Below are 19,510 nucleotides of genomic sequence, written 5' to 3' on the forward strand. Positions count from 1 at the left end.
TCATCGGCGTTCCGCTCACATCGGTCCCGCCAGACACCAAAGAGAATTGAGCGCCGGGGCTTGAGGAAAATAGCCGCCGCTTCCCACTCCTATCTGTCTGTCAATCCCCCGCATTCCTCCGAAGTGTTCGACCTTGCTTATCGCAACAAAGGGCGGGTTTTCGCTGACTTACGCGGATGCACTGCGGAGTTATTGAACTTTCCGAAACACAGACGGGCAACATAGATCAAAACATTGTCATAGCTGATAAACTCTTGTCGCGTTCCTGCGCGCCCAAGCCCAGAATTCCTCGTCCATGCATACCTAAACCCTTGTCGCATTTAGATAATCACATGGGGCACGATCCTTGCTCCGCCGACAGGTGGTATAGTCCTGTGAACCTGTAAACAAGGGGGACAAACTGCAATGCTTTCACGCCTGAATTGCTTCGCGTTGTGCGCGTGCCTGTTACTGTCCGCGTCAGGGCCGGCCGGGGCGGATATGTTTCCCTTCAGCGGCTCCAGCGGGATGTACATGCCCGGATATTCCTTGGATTTAAGTGCGCCCGGATTGGCAGAGAATCTGTTCTTGTACGCCGACGTTGGCCTTCCCGACTTTTTGGGATACATGAATGAGCTTGCAGAAGGTGGTGACTACACGGGGCCGGCTTATTACACGGCTAGTACGCCTTATTCTGTGTTCTTGGATTTGCTGGACCTAGAAGCGCCAACAATAACAACAAGGGAAATAGAAACCGGGATAATATCGTGGGATATTGAAGTCTGGCAAGAATACGGGTTTATGTGGTATGCGGAAGCGTCTGGCTCGGCCTCTCTGTGCACGGGTGCGGTCACCTTCCCCGAACTGGGCCTGGCCTTTGACGTATCGGATATAGGTTTCTATGCATTTAACGAGGGTGGAGACCCTTATTCGTACGTCGATGTGGAAGGCACCTTGGACTGCCAGGTCGTCCCGGAGCCGTCGACCTGCGTCCTTCTCGGGGCCGGGCTCGCGGGTCTTTGCGCGAGAGCGAGTCGCCGCTTCAAGGACCAGCGTCATTCGTGATCAGCGGATAGCCGCAAGCCTTCATGGCAACGGGCCCCCTCACGGCGCGGGGGTGACGCTGATCCGCAGGGTTTCGCCGGCTTTCAGTGACACCTCGAGTCCGTTATGCAATTGGCGGCCGGTGTATGTCCTCCCGGCGCCGTCACCAGGCATCGTGACCGTGTAACGGGCTTCGGGCTCGACGGTGAACCATTCGGGGATGGTGTTCATGCGGGGCCAGTCTTTCTCGAAACCCAGGTAGACGCGGTGGCGGGAAACGTCGAACTCGAGCACGCCGCGGTAATCCCCGCTCGCGCGGACTACGATAGCGATGCCCTTGCCCGCGGCTGCCGCGCCGGCCTCGAGACCCTGCTGCCACGGCCGCGCGATCACGCCCTGCGTGTGCATCAGCGAGTGGATGAGCACCGTGCGCACGCCGTTGGACTGCAGTTTCATGGTGCCCCAAAGCTCGCCGTTCTCGAGACGCGAGGGATGGTCAACCAGGTTGTTCTTCGTTTCGCGGTCCACCCACGCAAACCCTTCGGCAACTGGCACGCGGTTCAGCAGGTACAACGCGCCCTCGATCGAGTCGGCATACCCGTCGATGGACTCCCCTTCCCACGCGTAGTTCTCGTAAAGCGGTTTCATGGTGTTCTGAAGCGTTCGCTCGACCCGCGGGCGGTAGGTGTTTGTGCCCGTGGCCATGTCGTAGCAGAGGTAACCCACGTAGTTGTAACCCCAGCCGTCGCTGAGCTGTCCTTTGCCCTGGTCAATGGCGTTGTACATCATGCCGTCTTCGTTGCAACCCCGTTTGAGGATTTCGTCGAAGATCCGTTTCAACCGCGGCGCTTGTTCGGCCGCCTTAGCGGGCCTGTCCGTCGTTTCGACTGCATGAAGCAAGCCCAGCCCGCCGATGATCTCGCAGCCGTGGTCCCGGAGACGCGTGGGGATGAAATTCTCCTGCGCGAAGTAGAAATCAGCGAGCCGGTCGCCCCAGTCGAGGTACTTCTCGTCGCCCGTCATTGCATAGAGCCGCGGCAGCGCCTGGAGGTGGTCGCCGTTGACCTCGATGTTGTCCGAGGGGATTTTGCCGAAGGGTGTTTCGACTTTGGCCGCCGCCCAGAGGTCGTCCTCGATGGCCCGCATGCGGTCGAACCACGCGTCCGGCCCGGTCACTTCGACGACGGCGATGAGGCCGTCCTTCACGTATTCCGATGCCTGGAACACGACTTCGTCCCAGGCGGTGTCCGTGGCTGGCGCGCCCTTCTCGAAGTCCCACGGGACCGGGATGCGGCCGTATGTGTTGCACAGCGCCTGCTCACGGTCGAGTACGCCCCGCACCGGGCCGTTCAGCGCCTCCTTGTCCACGACAAACGCCGCCCATGCCAGGAAGGGATAGCAGTCCGCCGCCGTATCGCGGTAGTTCCACGCGCCGTCCGCCTTGTAGAGACCGGTTTCGGGGTCAATCTTCGTGAGCGCGACCTCGTGCAGCCAGCGGTGCACTTTGTCCAGCGCGTGCCCCGCGATAGCCGCCGACCCCGATGCCTTCTCGAACGCGTCTTGTGCCCGCGCCGGAACCGCGGCTATCGCAAAGATAGCTATCACGGCCCACACCAACTGTTTGCCTGTTTTCATGGCGGCTCAGCTCCCTCTCACTCGTGCGCCGGCATCTTTGAGCAACAGTGTATCGCCTCCTCCGGAAGATTGCCACCGGCGCCCAACCACAGCCGCCCGGCCGGTGATCAGACACGTCAGACGGGCTGGACTCGTGACACCGGTCAGCCGGATCCGGCGGACGGGCCCGCCACGCCCGACTGCGAGGGCTTGCTTAAACGGAGGGCCGGTTTTCTGATGGGGGCGGGCGGCGCTGAGCTCGCCGCTACTCGATCCGGTAGCTGAAGAGGTCGGCGTTTCGCAAGCGAAACCGCAGCCGTATGGGCCGTTCGAGGGGGAGCCCGTCGCGATTCTTCCAACGAACAGGCTGCCGCACGTCATCGCGCTTCAGAGGCGTGCAATCCGGGTCGCCATAGCCCGCCACCGGGTTGCCCGACGCGTCCAGCACAGCCACAGCCACGGCGCCGCCCGACGCCGCGGCGTTCACGGTCAGCCTATCGCCTTCGGGACGCAGCGGGACGGTTTCGATAACCCCGCCCGCTTCGCCAGCGTGCAACGAGCACCAGCCGTCCAGCCGCCATGCCGCGCGCGCGATGCTGATCTGTTTCTTCGGGATATAGCCGCCGTGTGTGGTGGTGATGGCGCTGTAGTACATCCACACCTCGTCCCCGGTCACAATCGGCTGATTTGCAACGCCGAGGATGCATCCTGCGTCATAATCATACGGGCCGTTGGGGATCACGGGCGACCGATCTTCGGACCGGTTCCAGTGCCGTCCGTCGCGGCTGTGGACCAGCTGGACATCGATCGGGCCGTCCTGTCCGCTTTGCTCCGGGCCGCTGACGGAAGGCGGCCCCATGTACCGGAAGTGGGTGACGAGGCCGAGCCACTGGCTGCCGTACCTGAACGCCGACATGTTGTAGAAATGGGAACAGCGGCCGCCCTCGGCGCGCGTCTGCCGGTCATCGGCCTCGTCGGGCGCCATGACCAGCTCCGGCTCGGTCCATGTCTGCATATCTTTGCTCACTGCCAGATAAACAAGCCGCCGGGTTTCGCCCCGGTACTCGTGGGACAGCTTGTGAAATGCGAAGTACTGGCGCGTATCCGGATCGTAGGCCAGGGTGCACGTGTCGCCGCCGGGCAGAACGGGATTCTTGTCGTAGAACTCCCAATGCAGCCCATCCGGCGAATGCGCCACCCAGTAACCCCGATCCCCGCCGCTTTTTTGGTACCCGAGCATCTTGTAACGTTGCCTCGGGTCCGATGCGTCGGCCTCGTGGATGATGCTGGGACTGTGCAGCTTGATGTCGAGCAGATTGTTGTCTTTCGAACCCTCGAACTCGACCAGTCCCAAGTTCGGACGCTCCCAGTGGATGCCGTCGTCAGACGTGGCATACAGCAACAGGTTGGGATACCCCATGTACCACATCCGGCAGCCGGTCCCGTCCTCCCGCGGCAGTGCCGTGCCGTACACATAGATGCGGCGGTCGATGTCCGTGCGTTCCCACGGCTTGTCCGCCGTCAACACGGGCTGCTCGAGCTTGCGGCAGGCACTGCTCCTGCGTACGACGCCGTCCTTATGCGCAAGCATGACATCGTCGACGAAGAGTTGCGCTTCTTTGCCTATGGAGGCCCCGGCATGGTCCGCCGCATACGAGACACTTGCGCAACCGCACCAGGCAGCCAACACCGCGGCGGCACATAGCCCCGCGCGCAGCGTGTCATCGAGACTCAACGCATAACGCATCATGATCCCCTGTTGGATTGCTGACTCACGTGAAGGTTCGTATTTCCCGTCTTTGCTTATTTAACCATAATCCAAGCGACGGATTCAGATTGTCCGCAGGGTCATGTACCGCGCCCGTCCCGCCAGCGTTCTCTGGTGCGGCATGAGCGTATTGTTGATGGCCCGCCTTCGCCCGGCCCGCGAGATGCAGCGCCGGAGTGAAGTTGATCGCGGCAGCCTGCGCGGCTACCATGGCGGCATGTTTGCCTTTCTCAGAGGGGTCGTTGCACAGAAGAAGCTCAACCGCGTTGCCCTGGACGTGGGCGGCGTGGGGTTTGACGTATTGGTGCCGGCCGAGGTGCACCGGCGGCTGTCGGTGAATGCCGAGGCCACGCTGCTTACCTATTGCCACATCCGCGAGGACACGTTTCAAATCTTTGGGTTTCTTCGCGAAGAAGAGCGCGCGCTTTTCGAAATGCTGCTGGGCATTAACGGGGTGGGCCCCAAAGTAGCCCTGGGGGTTTTGTCGGCCATGTCCGTCCAGCAGTTCGGGCAAGCCGTTCACGACAGCAACGTGGCGGCTTTCACGAGAGTTTCAGGCGTGGGCAAGAAGACCGCGCAGCGCATTCTGCTCGAGATGAAAGCCAAGCTTGGCGAGGACGCCGAGCTGAGTCTGATCCTCGGCGAGACCGAAACCGATGCATACCCCCAGGAAGACGACGTGATCGAGGCGCTTACCTCGCTCGGATGCACCATCGGCGAAGCGCGGAAAGCCGCGGCGCAGGCCCGGATGAAACTCGGGGCCGATGCGCCCCCTGAGGAACTGGTTCGGGCAGCGCTGCAATCCATGGCCAAACTGAAACCGAAGTGAGCCGCCCGCGGCGGTCCGTATCGGCGCGGAACGCCCGGCACTCGAACCGTAAACGGAAGCTATGCAAAAGGACGAAGTCCTGGACCCGAGTCCGCGCGAAGACGAGCGCGAGCTTGACGAGCAGATCCGCCCGCACCGGCTGGACGATTTTCCCGGCCAGGAGGCGATCAAAGAGCGGTTGCGCATCTCGATCGAGGCCGTCAAGGCCCGTGGCGAGCCGCTCGACCACATTCTGATGTGCGGTCCGCCCGGGCTTGGCAAGACCACGCTGGCCCGTATCCTTTCGAACGAGATGGGCGTCGATATCAAATCCACCGCGGGACCGGTCGTCGAGCGCCAGGCCGACCTCTCGGCCATCCTGACCAGTCTCGAAGAATTCGACATTCTGTTCATTGACGAAATCCACCGGCTGAACCACGCGGTGGAAGAAACCCTGTACTCGGCGATGGAAGATTTTGAAGTCGACATCATGCTGGGCAAAGGGCCCACCGCGCGGTCCCTCAAGATCGGCCTCAAACCGTTCACCCTTATCGGCGCCACCACGCGCGCGGGACTGTTGACGCCTCCCTTGCGCGCCCGCTTCGGCGACATGTGCCGCTTCGACTTCTATTCGCCCGAGGAATTGAAGGTCATTGTCAAACGCTCGGCGCGCATCCTTGCGACACCGATCGACGAGGGCGGCGCCTACGAGATCGCGCGCCGCTCGCGCGGTACGGCCCGCATCGCCAACCGCCTGCTGCGCCGCGTGCGCGAATACGCCGAAGTCAAGGCCGATGGGGCCATCACCCGCGAAATAGCCGATGCCGCCCTGCGCCTGCACCGGATCGATGAACTCGGGCTGGACGACATGGACAAAACCATCATTTCTACCATCATCGACAAGTTCAGCGGCGGCCCCGTGGGCGTCAACTCCCTTGCGGTCGCTATCGGAGAGGAACCCCAGACCATCGAAGAGGTCCACGAGCCGTACCTGATCCAGCTCGGCTTCATCAAACGCACGTCCCAGGGCCGCGTCGCCATGCCCGGGGCATACAAACATTTCGGCCTGACCCCGCCGGAGAGTCCACAGGGCGCGCTGTTCTAGCGCTGATAAATCCAGAAAAGACCCGCATAAGCCCTCTTTCCCCGCGCGTGTGCCGCCGCAGGGAACTATTTTGCAGTCCCCGGTGATCAATCTCCGCGTAAGTGTTCATTAGTATGAGAAAGGGAAACGATGTGCATATTCGCCGTCAATCTAGTAAAATAAGATTGAATGAATACGGCGGGGAGTTCGTCTGTATGTACGGGCGATCGAGTGGGGCCTGCAAGAACCATCCCACTTCCCGTGAACAATGAGGCCGCTCAGCCGTTGAATAATCGGGAGCAGACAGCGGTATTAGAGAGAGGGTATGGCGGTCTCCATTTTTTGTCACCAAAAGTGACGCATAAAGCGTCTATAAGAGAGAGACGGCATTTGTTGAAGCAAGGAACGCGGAAGCTCATGGAACGCAGAAGGCACATACGGCACGGCATCGAGATAGTGGCGTGGCTCTACGAGCCTTACGAAGAACGCCCCTCGCATATGCGTTCCGCCGATTTATCGTTGTCGGGGGTTCGGTTTACCTGGCTACGGCCCCATGTGCCCGGCACACCCCTCTTGATCCGGCTGCAGCTGGGCGAAACCGGCCCGGCCATCGAGTGCAAAGGGCGCGTGTGCTGGTCCGTTCCGCTCAGAAATGGCTTGCATTATTTCGGTGTGCGCTTTCTGGATATGACTGAAGACGAAATCGAGCATTTGGAGAACTTTCTCAACGTCACCAAGGCCAGGCCCGTATTGGCAGCAGTGTAACCTCCCGTACGACACCACGCTTGCCAACCCCGATCCGATCCTGCGGGCCTGGCCTTCCCCCATTCTCGGCGGCAATCAAGCCGTACCGGGTGTCGCATTTCGGACGGGACTTGGCAAGTCCGCTTCGTTTTGGTACAATCAGGACCATGACAAAACAAGACGTTTCGATGCGAAACAACCCCGAAGACGTTGGTATGCAGGTGTTGCTTGCCAGCGGGGACGCTCCTTACGCAAGTACGCTGGCCCATTTCCTGGAAACCGAAGGGTACCACGTCCAGCGGTGCCACGATGCGCGGGGGGTCCTGCGGCTCGTAGGCCGAAACACGTTTGGGACCATCGTTCTGGACATGGAGCTGGACGAAGAAAGCGACTTGGACCTGGTGACCTATATCCGGCGTCAGACGCCCGATACGCAACTTATCCTGATTGTTGAAATCGCGAAGCTCGAAAAGGCCTTGGCGGGCATTCGCCGGGGCGCGTTTTTCTACCTTCCGAAGAGTTCCGCGCCCTCGGATGTGGCGCTTGCGGTAAACAAGGCCCGGCGCAACCTGCAGACGCAAACCGCGATACAGGATTACGAGCAGGACCTGTTTCAAGAGTTCATTGGCGACTCGAAGGCCATGAAACGGGTCATCGAGGTGATCACGAAGGTAGCGCCCACCGACAGCACGGTCCTGATCCTCGGGGAGAGCGGGACCGGCAAGGAGATCATTGCCAACGCGGTCCACCGTTTGAGCCGGCGCCGTGAGATGCCGTTCATCGCGGTCAACTGCGCTGCCCTTCCCGAGCAGCTGCTCGAGAGCGAGATGTTCGGCCACCTCAAAGGGGCGTTCACTGGGGCCGATTCCAACAAGCGCGGCCTGTTCGAAGAAGCCGACGGCGGTACCATCTTCCTCGATGAGGTGGGGGAGATGAGCCTGGCCACCCAAGCCAAACTGCTGCGGGTGCTCCAAAACGGCGAGATCCGCCCCGTGGGGGCGTCCTCCTCTTCCCACGTTGATGTGCGCGTGCTGGCCGCCACCAACCGGAACCTTGAGGAAGCCGTAGCCGAACGCCGTTTCCGTGAAGACCTCTACTTCCGGCTGAACGTCATCCAGGTGCGCGTGCCGCCGCTGCGCGAGCGCATGGATGCATTGCCCCAGCTGGTCGGGCATTTCGTGTCGCAGATGAGCCGGCGCTTCGGCAAACGCGTGCAGGGCTTCGATGAACAGACCCAGGCCTACCTTCGCAACTACAGCTACCCGGGCAACGTCCGCGAACTCGAGAGCATCATCGCCCACGCCATTATTATGGCCGACGGCGATATCATCCGGGCGCGCGATCTGCCCGAGCAGGTGCGGGCGGGCGGCAGCGCGCCGTTCGCATTGCCCCACTACGCGAGCGAGAGTATCCCTACGCTGAAGGAAATGGAAGAGCAGCTCATCCGCCAGGCCCTCGATAAGCTCTCCGGCAACCAGACCGAAGCCGCCGATAAACTCGGCATCTCCCGCTCCACTCTCTGGCGAAAAATGAAAGAATACGGCATCCGCGCGGACTAGACCCGGCATCTCGCCCGGTTACGCGGAAGGTTCGCAAAGGCCTGGAAGACCAGGAAAAGCCCAACGCTGTCCGCACAGCAGACTCAGGGCAGGCCGCGAGGTAACGGCGTATCGAGACACACCAGATTGACGGCCGGCGCCATCCCGGATCCGTCCCGCCGGAACCTATGCGTGCGGTTTCGGCCCCTCCTGCAGCGACTGAGTCGAGAAAGCGGCGCTTGGGCGGATGACAAGTTCCTGCGTAGGGTAGGCGAACTGGACGCCTTCCTCCTCAAACCGGCGGAAAATGGTCAGATTGATGTTCTGGTGAATGTCCATGTAGACGTTGTAGTCGCTATCCAGCACGTAGTAGACGACCTCGAAAACGAGCGCGAAGTCGCCGAATTTCTGGAAATGGGCGCGGTCGAACCGAGTCCGCGGATTCGCCTGAATGCTTTCACGGATAAGACAGGGGATGCGTTCCAGTTTTTCGAGGGGGGTCTGGTACACCACACCGATGGAAAAGACGACGCGCCGCTCTTTCATCCGTTTGTAGTTGCGGATGCGGCTGCTGGTGAGGTCGGCGTTCGAAAAGACGATCTGCTCGCCCCACAGGCTGCGGACGCGCGTTGTCTTTATGCCGATGTTCTCGACCATGCCCGACTGCTCGCCGACAATGATGAAATCGCCGACGGCGAACGGTTTGTCCAGGATGATGGCCACGGAGCAGAAGATGTCGCCCAGGATGTTCTGAAGCGCAAATGCGATGGCTATGCCGCCGATGCCCAAGCCCGCGACAAGCGCCGTGATTTCAAAACCCAGATTCTGCAGCGCCACCAGCAGGGCCAACGACCACACCGCCACCTGCGCGGCGAACGACAGGATGCCGAACGACGATACCCGGCTGGGATCCTCGCGCCCCCTGCGCAATCGGGCGCTGTTGATGTAGCGGCGGATGAAGTCGCTGGCATATACCGTAGCCTGAAATGTCAGGATCAGTGTCACGAACGGTTTGCCGACAAACGTGCTGGTTGCGCGGAGCCATTGGAGCGACAGGAACAGGATGACGACAAAGATGCACGCCTTCCTGGTTTTGCGCAGCACTACCAGCAGGAGCCGCTGCATCATACGGCCGGACTCGCGGCGCCGTTCGAGCCGGCGGCTTGCCACAACGCGCCGAAGAATGCTGCGCGCGGCGAGCGCGGCAATCCAAAGGAGGATGAATGTGCCTCCCGCATATCCGAGGTGCTCGAGGGTAACGTCCCACCGCTGCCACCCGAGCAGTTCCTGGCGCCATTTTTTTTGAATCTCTTCGAGCGGGGCCGTGTCTTTTTCTTGCGCTTCAGCGTCTGCAGCGTCGCCCGCTGAAGCGGTCTCTCCCTCGGTTACTGTCGACCCCGCCGGGTTTTCGGCTGCGAGAGCGGGCGGCGCGAACGCAGGCGAAACCGCGATGATGAAGAGGATAAAGAGCGCGAAAAGAAAGAACCTCCTGCGAGAAACCCTCATGCCCGTAAAATCTCCTTCCCGTCCCGTCGATATGGATAAAATCCCTGAGCATGAGTTGGAGATACCATAGTCCTTGTGTGTGTTGCAAAAAACAGGCCCGTGCCTGGTGACGCGTGCGTTGGTTCTGGTCGCGCCGTTTAGTAAAATCTCTGTATTCGGAGCCATGCCCCCGAGGAGGTCTTATACGATGCGTTTCTCGCTTTACACTGCCCTTATTCCGTTCGTTGCAGTCCTGTGGAGTCCGTGTGTCGCCGCCGCGCCGGTCGGGAGCGAAGACGTCGAAATCGAGACCGCACACCTGAAGGTCACGCTGCCCGCCGATGGCCCCGGCACGGTGTCGTGGTTCGGGCTTCGCGGCAGCGCGCATAACCAGGCGTCCGGCGACGGCCTCCTCCTCGAGGGATTCGGCGTGGGCAGTTTCTACATCCCCAACCGGCGCCTCAACGTCAATTTCGAGGTCCTTGAAGGCGTGTCGGGCCGGCCGGTCCTGCGCTACTCCTACGATTGTGACGGCCCGAACATCGCGGGTCTCAAGAGCCAGCGCCTCATCGAGCCCATGCCCGACGAAGCATCCCTTCGCGTCCGCTGGACCGTCGAGAACGCGGGGACCGAAGACCAATGGGTAGCGCCGTGGGTGCGGGCCGAGCTTGCAGCCGGGGGAAAGCTGGACGCAGCGGACCGCATCGACGCACCTACGCTGGGCGGCGTTCGTTCCATCAAGATGAGCGGCTTCGTCCCGGCGTCGCGCAATTGGATTGCCGTCACCGATGCCCAATCGCGCGAGACCGTTTACGCCGTATTCGATGCGGAACATCTCCATTCGTTTCTTATCGAGCCGGAGCTGGACGGCGACCATTGCGCGATCCAGGCGGCGTACGTGCCGCGTCTGTTCAAAGCGAAAACCACGTGGGAAACCGCATACCGTGTGAACATGGTGCGCGGCTTGTCTCACGTGGATTTCGCCACCACGGAATTGGCGGCCCAGGTGGATTACGAACCCGGCCGTCTGACCGTGCTCCTTGCGGGAACACGAGATCTGCCGCCCCTTGTGATCAAGACGTCCATCCTTGCGCAAAACGGCCGCGTCTGGAAACTCGAACCCAAACAGTTCGACCTCGATATCGACACCGTGGTTCGGTGTACGTACGATTGGACCGCCCCGGCCGACGGGCCCTATGACCTGGTCGCCCTTTTCGAGAAAGACGGCGCATCCTTCAATCTTGGGGAGGACCTCAACGTGCCTCATGGCGCCTTAGATACCCAGTTCTGCACCGGCAAGGCCGCCTCCTGGAACATGGAGGCCTGGACCAACGCTCCCCACGCGCTCGATCGCCAACCGCGCACCCTCAAACGCACCATGGCCGCCCGGCACGAGACCGCGCTCTGGGCGGAACCCGCGCTGAACAAGATCTTCCGGGATGACCAGCCTGTTGCCACGGGCACGGTTGAACCGGCCGTCCGCGTCAGTCTCGCGCGCAACGAGCGGGAATCCGTCCAGCTTGTCCTGCGCCCGCCGGAGGGCGGCGACTGGCTTGACGTGTCCCTCCAGATTCCCGATCTGCTCAACGGAGAAACCAATTCCCGTCTCTCGGCCGAGAACATCCGGGCCTACCGGGTCAATTACTGCCCGGTCACCGTGCCGAGTCATTTCGAGGGGCCCACGGGAAGCTGGCCCGATCCGCTTGAGCCGCTCACGCCGTTTACCGCCCGGGGCGGCGTTTGCAGCCCGTTGTGGATAACCGTCTATGCGCCTCCGGGCACGCCGCCGGGCATGTACCGCGGCTTGGCCGAACTGGCGTCCTCGAACGGCGGTCCCGTCGAGTTCTGGCTCGAAGCCACGGTCTACGATTTCGAACTGCCCCAGCCCCCCGCGCTGAAGACCGATTTCGGATTCTGGCTGGACGGCGCGCTCGCCATGTGCAAACACATGGGATACAGCGGCGCCGCCGCCCAACTGGGACAGGCATACCTCCAGGACGCGGCCGAGCACGGCGTTACGCTGCGCGACCTGAGCGCTCTGCCCGCGGAGAGCGCGGACTATGCGGCCAGCCTGGCGGCGTACGAGAAGCGCCTGCCCGTGCTGCAGGACGGTGGAACCACTACCTATGCGGTCCCATCGTCCCTGCTCGATGCGCCGGAACAACTCAAGATGGCCAACGCATTTGTCAAAGGCCATGACTTGTCCGGCAGGGCCTTTTGCCATATCGGCGATGGGCCGCCGGAGCCCGCATGGCCCCGCTTGTTCGAACGCATGCAGGTCTGGCTGGACACCGCCCCGCAGATTCCCATGATGGTTTCGACCTACGGTCTGCAGCCCTTCCTGTCCGACGCGGCGCAGATTTGGTGCGTTCATCTTCCAATGTTCGATACCGTAAACGGGAAGATCATCCTCGAGCGCGTTCAGAAAGGCGGCGAAGTCTGGTGCTACATCGATCAGAGCCCCCCACGGCCGTACGCCAACTTCTTCGTGGATTATGCGGCCATCGAGCATCGGGCCCTGTTTTGGCAATTGTGGGCACTGGGGGTCCGGGGCATGCATTATTGGAGCGTTAATTCGCTTCCGGCCGGGCGCGATCCCCGGGCAGGCCTCGTAGATATCACCCCGGTCAACGGCGACGGCTTCCTGGTATACCCCTCGGCCAGCGGCCCCGTCCCCTCGATTCGATGGGAGATCATTCGAGACGGCATAGAAGACTACGGTTATCTGGTCCTATTTCGCGAGCTGCAGCGGCGGGCCGAGAAATCGGGGAATCGAGCCTTGCTGGACCGTGTACGCCCGGCGGCCGATCTCGGCCCGGTGGTACCGGACCTGGTTACGTTCACGCGGGAGCCCGAAGTGATGATGCAAAAACGCGACGCCATTGCGCGGGCCATCGTCGAAATGCAGAAGGCGCTTGCGCGCTGAGAGCAGGACGGCCGTACGCGCCGGTCTCCGGTCAGGGCATGGTGATGCTTCCGAGCGTCGCCGGACGTCTTGCTCCTGTTGCTGACAGAATGTTGGTGGAGTTTCCGAAAATGGTTTCGTTGGCCAGGATACAGGCGCTGAGCGGGTCCACAACGTTGAAGGCAATGCCATAGCGGTCGGTTTTGCGGACAATTGCGTCTTTGATGCCCGTTTTCACGTTGCGCATCAGAGTTCTGTTTCGAAGCCCCTCGCCGCTCAGAATCAGGCGCGAGATCGAGTAACCGGGATATACGAACCGTGTAAACGACCGCGTGATGCTGTAGCCCACCGCCATGGTTACGGTGGCGATCATGTCTTCCAGCGAATGGTCTCGCCTTCCGTTCAACGCGTCACGAAGGTACTCTTCCGGGCCGAATTCGTCGCGGCTGGTACTCTTGGGCGGCACCCGCGAGAAATAGGCGTGGCTCAACAGATAGTCGAGAAACTCATCGATAACCAGCCCTTTGCCGGCGATGGCGCCGTCCCGGTCGCGCGTCTGGGTAGCGTGGGTAAGCAGCCGCACGGAACTGTCAATGCTCACCAGGCACGGCCCGACGTCGAACGCTATCATGTCCTTCATTTCCGGCGTCACCACCGTAACACTGGCGAACCCTCCCAGATGCAGGCACGCAACGACGCGGTCCGGCCGGTGAAACAGCACCCAGTCCGCGAACGGATGCAGTACATTTCCCTGCCCGCCAACGGCCATGTCGGAGCTGGCAAAACCGGATACGACCGGCAGGTTCGTGCGGGCGGCAATGACGCTGGGTTCGCCAATCGAGAGGTGGCCCGAGATGGTATCACTGCCTCGGGACGGCAGATGCGCTGCCGTGTACCCTGGCGACGAGATGAAATCCACCTCGATGTTTTCCGAGCGGGCCACTTCCTGAAGGCCTGCCGCCACTTCAGCAAGCTCGGCGCCAAGTTCGAAGCTCAACGCCGACAGTTCTCGCCCCGTCTTACGCGCCGACAAGAGCCGGTTCTGCAGTCCCGGGGGATGGCGGAAATGCTTATCCTTCACAACCTTGATAAGCATTTCGGGTCCGAACCCCTTGATGCGGACCAGCGCCGCGTCCACGCCCAGACACGCACTGTCGGTGGTCAGTCCGATGGCGTAGCGTACCAGCTTTTCTCGAATGCTCCCCAGTTCCATACCACCCTGCCGTTAAAAGGACGGTCTGCTATCCGTTCTGTACGATTGCACTCCTCCAACAGTGTACACCAATTTTCTTGGAAAATGTAAACCGGTTGCGGATTTTTCCAACGTATCCCGGGGTCTGACTTTCCAGCCGGTCAGACCATAGCAGGAGCCGTCGGCACGGTGAGAGGGCAGTGTGCGTGCGGGACGTGCCATAAGCACCGACCCCGCGGAAGGGTTTTGGGGTCTCCCACCGCAACGGCGCCAAGGCACAAGGAGAATAGCGCCCGACCGAACTGAAACGACCGGCGGGGCCGCCGGCCCCACATCTTGGAGAACCAGGAATCGCTGGCCTGGCCGCACGAGAACCGGCCTTCCAGACGGGCCGGGGGCGTTCTGGCGGGGCGGATTGTCAGATGAAAAGGGCTCACTTCCCTTGCTCTTGTGCGGCCTCTAGCACCGCTCGCAGATTACCCGAGGCCCCGGCAAGGAGTTCCCGGGCTCTCTCGACGGACATGCCGAGTCGGCACATCACGACCGCGGTCCGGATATCGTCGTCCGCGTCATGCAACAAACGCGCCGCGCTTCTGGCCTCGAGCCCCAATAGCGCCTGCAGTATCGCCACCGCGCGCCGCCGCAGCTTCTGGTTTGTGGGCCGCATCCCCACCATCATTCCCTCGAATACGCGCCCGCTCAACGCCATGGCGCCCGTCGAGATCGTGTTGAGCGCCATTTTCATGGCCGTGCCTGCTTTCAGCCGCGTCGAACCGGCGACGATCTCCGGCCCGGTGTCGATGGCTATGGTCAATTCCGCCGGGCTTTCCGCGCAGATGCTGCAACATAAAAGGACGGTTCTCGCGCCGGCATCGCGGGCCCGGACCAATGCCGCCAACGTGTAGGGCGTGGTTCCCGACGCTGCAATGCCTATCACTACGTCAGATGTCCCTATGGGAGGCTGCACATTCTCGAGGTCGCGCAGGGCCGCGCCGGTGTCGTCTTCCGCGCCCTCCGCGCTCGTTCGCAATGCCGCGTCTCCCCCGGCGATTATGCCGAGGACGCGGCCCGGGTCTACCCCGAACGTTGGCGGGCACTCCGAGGCATCCAGTACTCCGAGGCGTCCGCTGGTGCCTGCTCCGATATAGATAAGGCGGCCCGTGCCCGAGAGCGCCGCGGCCGCCCATTCCATCGCCAGCGCTACAGAGTCCGAAACCCGGGCCACCGCCGCGGGCACCTCTGAATCCAGGCGGTTCATGGCCATGACAATCTCTTTCGGAGACAGGCGCTCCAGGAACACGTCCTGTATGCGGGCCTCGGCCGGCGCCCGCCGGGCAGGTTTTCGCCGTCCTTCCGTGGCCAGCACGGTCTTGGGAAGGTGGCGGGCCTGCACCAGGGCCAGCGCAGCCCGGTGGCCGCGCACGGGGGCCAGTCGCGGCGCCGAACGCACGCCCAACGCCTCGAGCCGATGGCGAAAGGCTTCGACATAGCGCGGGCAGTGTTCGAACAATCCGCCGTTGAGCAGCACCGGGGCGTCTTCGGGCAACTCGAGTTTCCTGAACCCCGCGCGAACCTGCTCTGCCATGAGACCGGCTTGTTCCGCGATGCAGGCGGCGGCCACCGCGTCCCGCCCGGCCGCGGTGGCCACGGTTTCCGCCAGCCGGGCGATGTCGCGCATCGACGCATGCCATGCCCACGGCACAAGCATGCGAAACGATTCCACTCCGGCGGCCTTGGGCAACAGGTCCACCAACACCGTCTCGGGTCCCAGGCCGTCCAATGCGTGCCCGGCGGCTTTGAGCGCGCTCTGTCCGATTTGATAGGCGCTGCCGCAGTCGCCGAATGCCGCGCCCCGGCCCCCGACGAAATCCGACCTTCCATCAGGCATTTGCGCCACCACGCTTGACCCGGTTCCGGCGATTGCCAGCACCCCCGCTGAGTCGCCTATGTTTGCGAAAAGGACGGGCCGGATGTCGTCGCACACTACCGCACGGGCGGCCCTGAACTGTTCACATAAGCGGTTGGCCAGCCAGGATGCCATCCCTGATGTCCAGGCGCCCGACAATGCGACTCCAACCGCCTCGGGTTCGAGGCCCGTACCAGCCAGCGCCTCTCTTCCCACCTGCGTCAGTACCCATATGCACGCGTTCACGCCCAAGGCGACAGGATTGGAGGCCCCTCCCCGGGCTTCTCGAAGCAGATGGCCCTCTTCGTCGTACAATCCGGCCCGCGTAGCCGTTCCACCTCCGTCAAATGCCAAGTAGTGTCTCATGCCAGTACCAGTCCTTCGGGCGGCCGCCAATCCGGGCTGTACCGCGCCAGCGTCCCCTTCTGGATTCCCCCGGAAACCGCGATGTCTTTGTATAGATATGCCGAGGGGTTTGGAGTCCGCGCCAATGCGGCCCGCCCCACATGCACAAGCCCGTAACGCGCTTCGTATCCCCGGTCCCACTCGAACCCGTCCAGCAACGAGCGGTACATGAACCCTCTCAGCTCGGTTCCGTTGGCGAGAGCGCGCTGGGCCGTTGCGACGTGATTCAAGAGGAAATGCCGGCGCGCGCGGTCATCTTCCGTGGCGAGCCCGGTCCCCAGAACCATCAGCGGTTTCCTGAACGCGGCCAAATCGTGCAACACCCCGGCCAATCCGTCCGAGTCCTGTTCGCAGTCGTAAACTCCCGCACGTTCACCCTGGTTGTTCACGCGAACCGCGAACGTCCCCTTCCCCGGGCGAAACCGGACGTATTGAGCGCCATAGTACGACACCCCGATGAAATCCGCCGTATCCGCCAGGGCTCGATTCTCCCCGAATGGCCGCGGCCATTGCCCGGACGTCAACACGCGGGGCCATACGGTATTCGAGAGCGCACACTCCCCCCGGACCGCCCGGAGATCCCAAGAGCTGGAAACATCAAAGGGCCGCAACGTTTCAGCATGTACGCTCAGGCCGATTCTCGCATCCGGAACCTTCTCGCGAAACCTCCGGAACGTTTCCGCATGGGCCAACGCCATGTGCCGAAGCGATTTCCAGGCGGCCCACATGTTCCGCGCCCCGGGCGGCCAAAGTCCCCGCATGTAGCCCATGCGGAGAGCCGTCACAGGGGTAAGCATAGGGAGCCAATACCGGCATGCTTCCCCGAGGACCCCCGCAACTTCCCCGGCGTACCGAGAGAAGATCTCCGCCGCTTCCGCCGCCAGCCAGCCTCCGCGCAAAGCAAACCACGCTGGCACGGTCACCTCATGGAGGGCCACGACGGGTTCGAGTCCTTCCGCGCACATCGCTTCGAGAACGGCCCGGTAATGCTCGAGAGACAACCCGTCCACATGGCCCTCCCGGGGTTCTATGCGGCTCCACTCCAGTGACACGAGAAGCGCGTTCAAACCAAACAGGCGCGCCAACCCGATGTCCTCGCGAAAGCGGTTCCAGTGGTCCGAACCCGCCTGAGAGGTTGATTCACCCGCAATGCGCCCGGGGCGCTGCTCCCACCGCCACCAGTCGCTATCAAAATGCCCCCCCTCAACTGAGTGCGCTGAAAGGGTCGCGCCCCAAAGAAACTCGGATGGGAATGGTCTCACAAGCGCCTGCTTTCTAACCGCCAACTACCCGGCAACCGCCATTTTCAGGGGGACTCGGCTGGATGTGACCGGGCTGGCCAGCCGCAGCTTCACAAGGCGCCAGTATGCGGTTTCGTTTCCTGTTACTCAAACCATATACTAGACAGAAGCTGGCTGGGCACGGCTTGACAATACCGGATAAAGAGGATAGAATATATCCACATTTTGCGCCTCGGCCACTGTTGGCCTCTAACCAGGAGGAAATCGTCATGAGCCTCATGTATTGCGATCAATGCGAACAAACCCGGAACGGGAAAGCCTGCACCGACGTGGGCGTGTGCGGCAAGAACGCCGACGTTGAGTCGTTGCAGAAGATTCTGCTGTACGGTTTGAAGGGCATGTGTGCGTACAAGCACCATGCGCGCCGTCTGGGCAAGACGGACCCCGAGATCGACGCTTTTGTCGAAGATGCCCTGTTTGCCACGGTTACCAACGTCAATTTCGACATGGATACGCTGCTTGAACTGGTCCTGAAGTGCGGTGAAATGAACTTGCGCACGATGGAGTTGCTGAACGACGGGCATGTGGAGACATTTGGCAAACCCTCGCCCGTCGACGTCAAGGAGGGCATCCAGGACGGCCCGGGCATTCTCGTCACGGGCCATGACATGGTGGATCTCATCGATCTGCTGGAACAGACCAAGGGCACCGGAATCAAGGTTTACACCCACGGCGAGATGCTTCCCGCGCACATGTATCCCAAGCTGCGCGCGTATTCGCATCTTGCCGGCAACTACGGCGGGGCCTGGCAGAAACAGCGGATGGAATTCGAGGCGTTCGGCGGCCCTGTTCTTGCTACCACCAACTGCGTGCTGATTCCCAACCCCGCGACCAACACCTACCTTGACCGTTTGTATACCACGCGCGTCACGGCGGTGCCGGGGGCGAAACGCCTCACCACGAACGATTTCTCCGAGGTCATCAAACGCGCCAAGGAGATCGGCCCATTGAAGCCGTCCGAACTGGTCACTCGGACCATCGGGTTCCATTACACCACTATCCTCGACATTGCGGACAAGGTGGTGGACGCGGTCAAGTCGGGCGCCATAAAACACTTCTTCGTTATCGGCGGGTGTGACGGGGCCGAGCCGGGCCGCAACTATTTCCGCGATTTCGCTTACAGCGCCCCCGAGAACTCGATCATCCTCACCATGGGCTGTGGGAAGTACCGCATTCGTGAACATGACTACGGCACGGTGGCTGGGCTGCCCCGGTTGCTTGATATGGGCCAGTGCAACGACTCGTACGGCGCAATCCAGGTTGCCCTCGCCCTTGCCAAAGCTTTCAACTGCGGCGTAAACGACCTGCCGCTGACGCTCGTGATCTCCTGGTTCGAGCAGAAGGCCGTGGCGGTGCTCCTCACCCTCTTGCACCTCGGCGTCAAAGGAATCCGTCTCGGGCCCGCCCTGCCGGCTTTTGTCTCGCCCAATGTGCTTGCGCTTCTTCAGGAGAAGTTCGACCTGCAGCCCATCGGCAAGGACGCGGAGGCCGACGTCAACGCCGCCATGGCCGGCGCGTGACCGAGAAACCGTTTACGCGGGGACCACTTCGCAATTTCGTGAGGTGGTCCCCGAATGAGCTCGATGTGATGCCCGGCCCTGGGCCAGGCGTCTCAGTGCCGAACACGTTTCGCTCCGGCAACGTCCGGCACAAGACCGGGCGCTGCAGGAAGACAAAACGCTTGCACCAACGATAGACGCAGCGAAAGCCTCTGGGGGCTTTTCCGAATCGCCGGAC

The 19,510-nt window shown here is 61.9% G+C and carries 13 protein-coding genes; 7 read left to right on the forward strand and 6 right to left on the reverse strand.

The window, feature by feature from the left end; translation table 11 throughout:
* Positions 1-405: 405 nt before the first annotated feature.
* Positions 406-1,044 carry a PEP-CTERM sorting domain-containing protein gene (locus PLJ71_07300; protein HQM48479.1) on the forward strand — a complete coding sequence of 213 codons (639 nt, stop codon included), beginning with the start codon at positions 406-408 and terminating at the stop codon, positions 1,042-1,044.
* Between the two features lie 39 nt (positions 1,045-1,083).
* Here PLJ71_07300 and PLJ71_07305 read toward each other — a convergent pair whose 3' ends face one another.
* Entirely contained in the window at positions 1,084-2,658 is a 1,575-nt protein-coding gene (locus PLJ71_07305) for a hypothetical protein (protein ID HQM48480.1), read from the reverse strand.
* A gap of 244 nt (positions 2,659-2,902) precedes the next feature.
* Entirely contained in the window at positions 2,903-4,387 is a 1,485-nt protein-coding gene (locus tag PLJ71_07310; protein HQM48481.1) for a hypothetical protein, read from the reverse strand.
* A 139-nt stretch (positions 4,388-4,526) separates the two neighbouring features.
* On the opposite strand from PLJ71_07310, the gene ruvA reads away from it, so the two are divergent.
* From ruvA to PLJ71_07330, 4 genes are all read left to right on the forward strand, one after another.
* On the forward strand, positions 4,527-5,234 hold the full coding sequence (ruvA, locus tag PLJ71_07315; protein HQM48482.1) for a Holliday junction branch migration protein RuvA: 708 nt from the start codon (positions 4,527-4,529) through the stop codon (positions 5,232-5,234).
* A gap of 61 nt (positions 5,235-5,295) precedes the next feature.
* A complete protein-coding gene (gene ruvB / locus PLJ71_07320) occupies positions 5,296-6,318 on the forward strand; it encodes a Holliday junction branch migration DNA helicase RuvB (GenBank protein ID HQM48483.1) in 1,023 nt (340 codons plus the stop codon).
* A 396-nt stretch (positions 6,319-6,714) separates the two neighbouring features.
* Entirely contained in the window at positions 6,715-7,062 is a 348-nt protein-coding gene (locus PLJ71_07325) for a PilZ domain-containing protein (protein ID HQM48484.1), read from the forward strand.
* A gap of 167 nt (positions 7,063-7,229) precedes the next feature.
* A complete protein-coding gene (locus PLJ71_07330) occupies positions 7,230-8,600 on the forward strand; it encodes a sigma-54 dependent transcriptional regulator (protein HQM48485.1) in 1,371 nt (456 codons plus the stop codon).
* A 165-nt stretch (positions 8,601-8,765) separates the two neighbouring features.
* Here PLJ71_07330 and PLJ71_07335 read toward each other — a convergent pair whose 3' ends face one another.
* Positions 8,766-10,085 carry a mechanosensitive ion channel family protein gene (locus PLJ71_07335; GenBank protein HQM48486.1) on the reverse strand — a complete coding sequence of 440 codons (1,320 nt, stop codon included), beginning with the start codon at positions 10,083-10,085 and terminating at the stop codon, positions 8,766-8,768.
* A gap of 187 nt (positions 10,086-10,272) precedes the next feature.
* Between PLJ71_07335 and PLJ71_07340 the strand changes: the two genes are divergently transcribed.
* The gene (locus PLJ71_07340) at positions 10,273-12,990 is read left to right on the forward strand and encodes a DUF4091 domain-containing protein (protein ID HQM48487.1); all 2,718 of its coding nucleotides are present in this window, start codon (positions 10,273-10,275) and stop codon (positions 12,988-12,990) included.
* 31 nt (positions 12,991-13,021) lie between these two features.
* Here PLJ71_07340 and PLJ71_07345 read toward each other — a convergent pair whose 3' ends face one another.
* The 3 genes from PLJ71_07345 to PLJ71_07355 form a co-directional block, all read right to left on the reverse strand.
* A complete protein-coding gene (locus PLJ71_07345) occupies positions 13,022-14,182 on the reverse strand; it encodes an anhydro-N-acetylmuramic acid kinase (protein HQM48488.1) in 1,161 nt (386 codons plus the stop codon).
* 412 nt (positions 14,183-14,594) lie between these two features.
* Positions 14,595-16,433, reverse strand: a complete 1,839-nt coding sequence (gene murQ / locus PLJ71_07350; GenBank protein HQM48489.1) for an N-acetylmuramic acid 6-phosphate etherase — start codon at positions 16,431-16,433, stop codon at positions 14,595-14,597.
* Positions 16,430-17,734, reverse strand: a complete 1,305-nt coding sequence (locus PLJ71_07355; GenBank protein HQM48490.1) for a family 1 glycosylhydrolase — start codon at positions 17,732-17,734, stop codon at positions 16,430-16,432. The genes murQ and PLJ71_07355 overlap by 4 nt, the downstream gene beginning before the upstream one ends.
* Before the next feature lie 257 nt (positions 17,735-17,991).
* Here PLJ71_07355 and hcp point away from each other — a divergent pair, with 257 nt between their 5' ends.
* The gene (gene hcp, locus PLJ71_07360) at positions 17,992-19,293 is read left to right on the forward strand and encodes a hydroxylamine reductase (protein ID HQM48491.1); all 1,302 of its coding nucleotides are present in this window, start codon (positions 17,992-17,994) and stop codon (positions 19,291-19,293) included.
* The last annotated feature ends 217 nt before the right edge of the window (positions 19,294-19,510 follow it).

This window comes from Candidatus Hydrogenedentota bacterium (assembly GCA_035416745.1).
Classification (GTDB): Bacteria; Hydrogenedentota; Hydrogenedentia; order Hydrogenedentales; family SLHB01; genus UBA2224.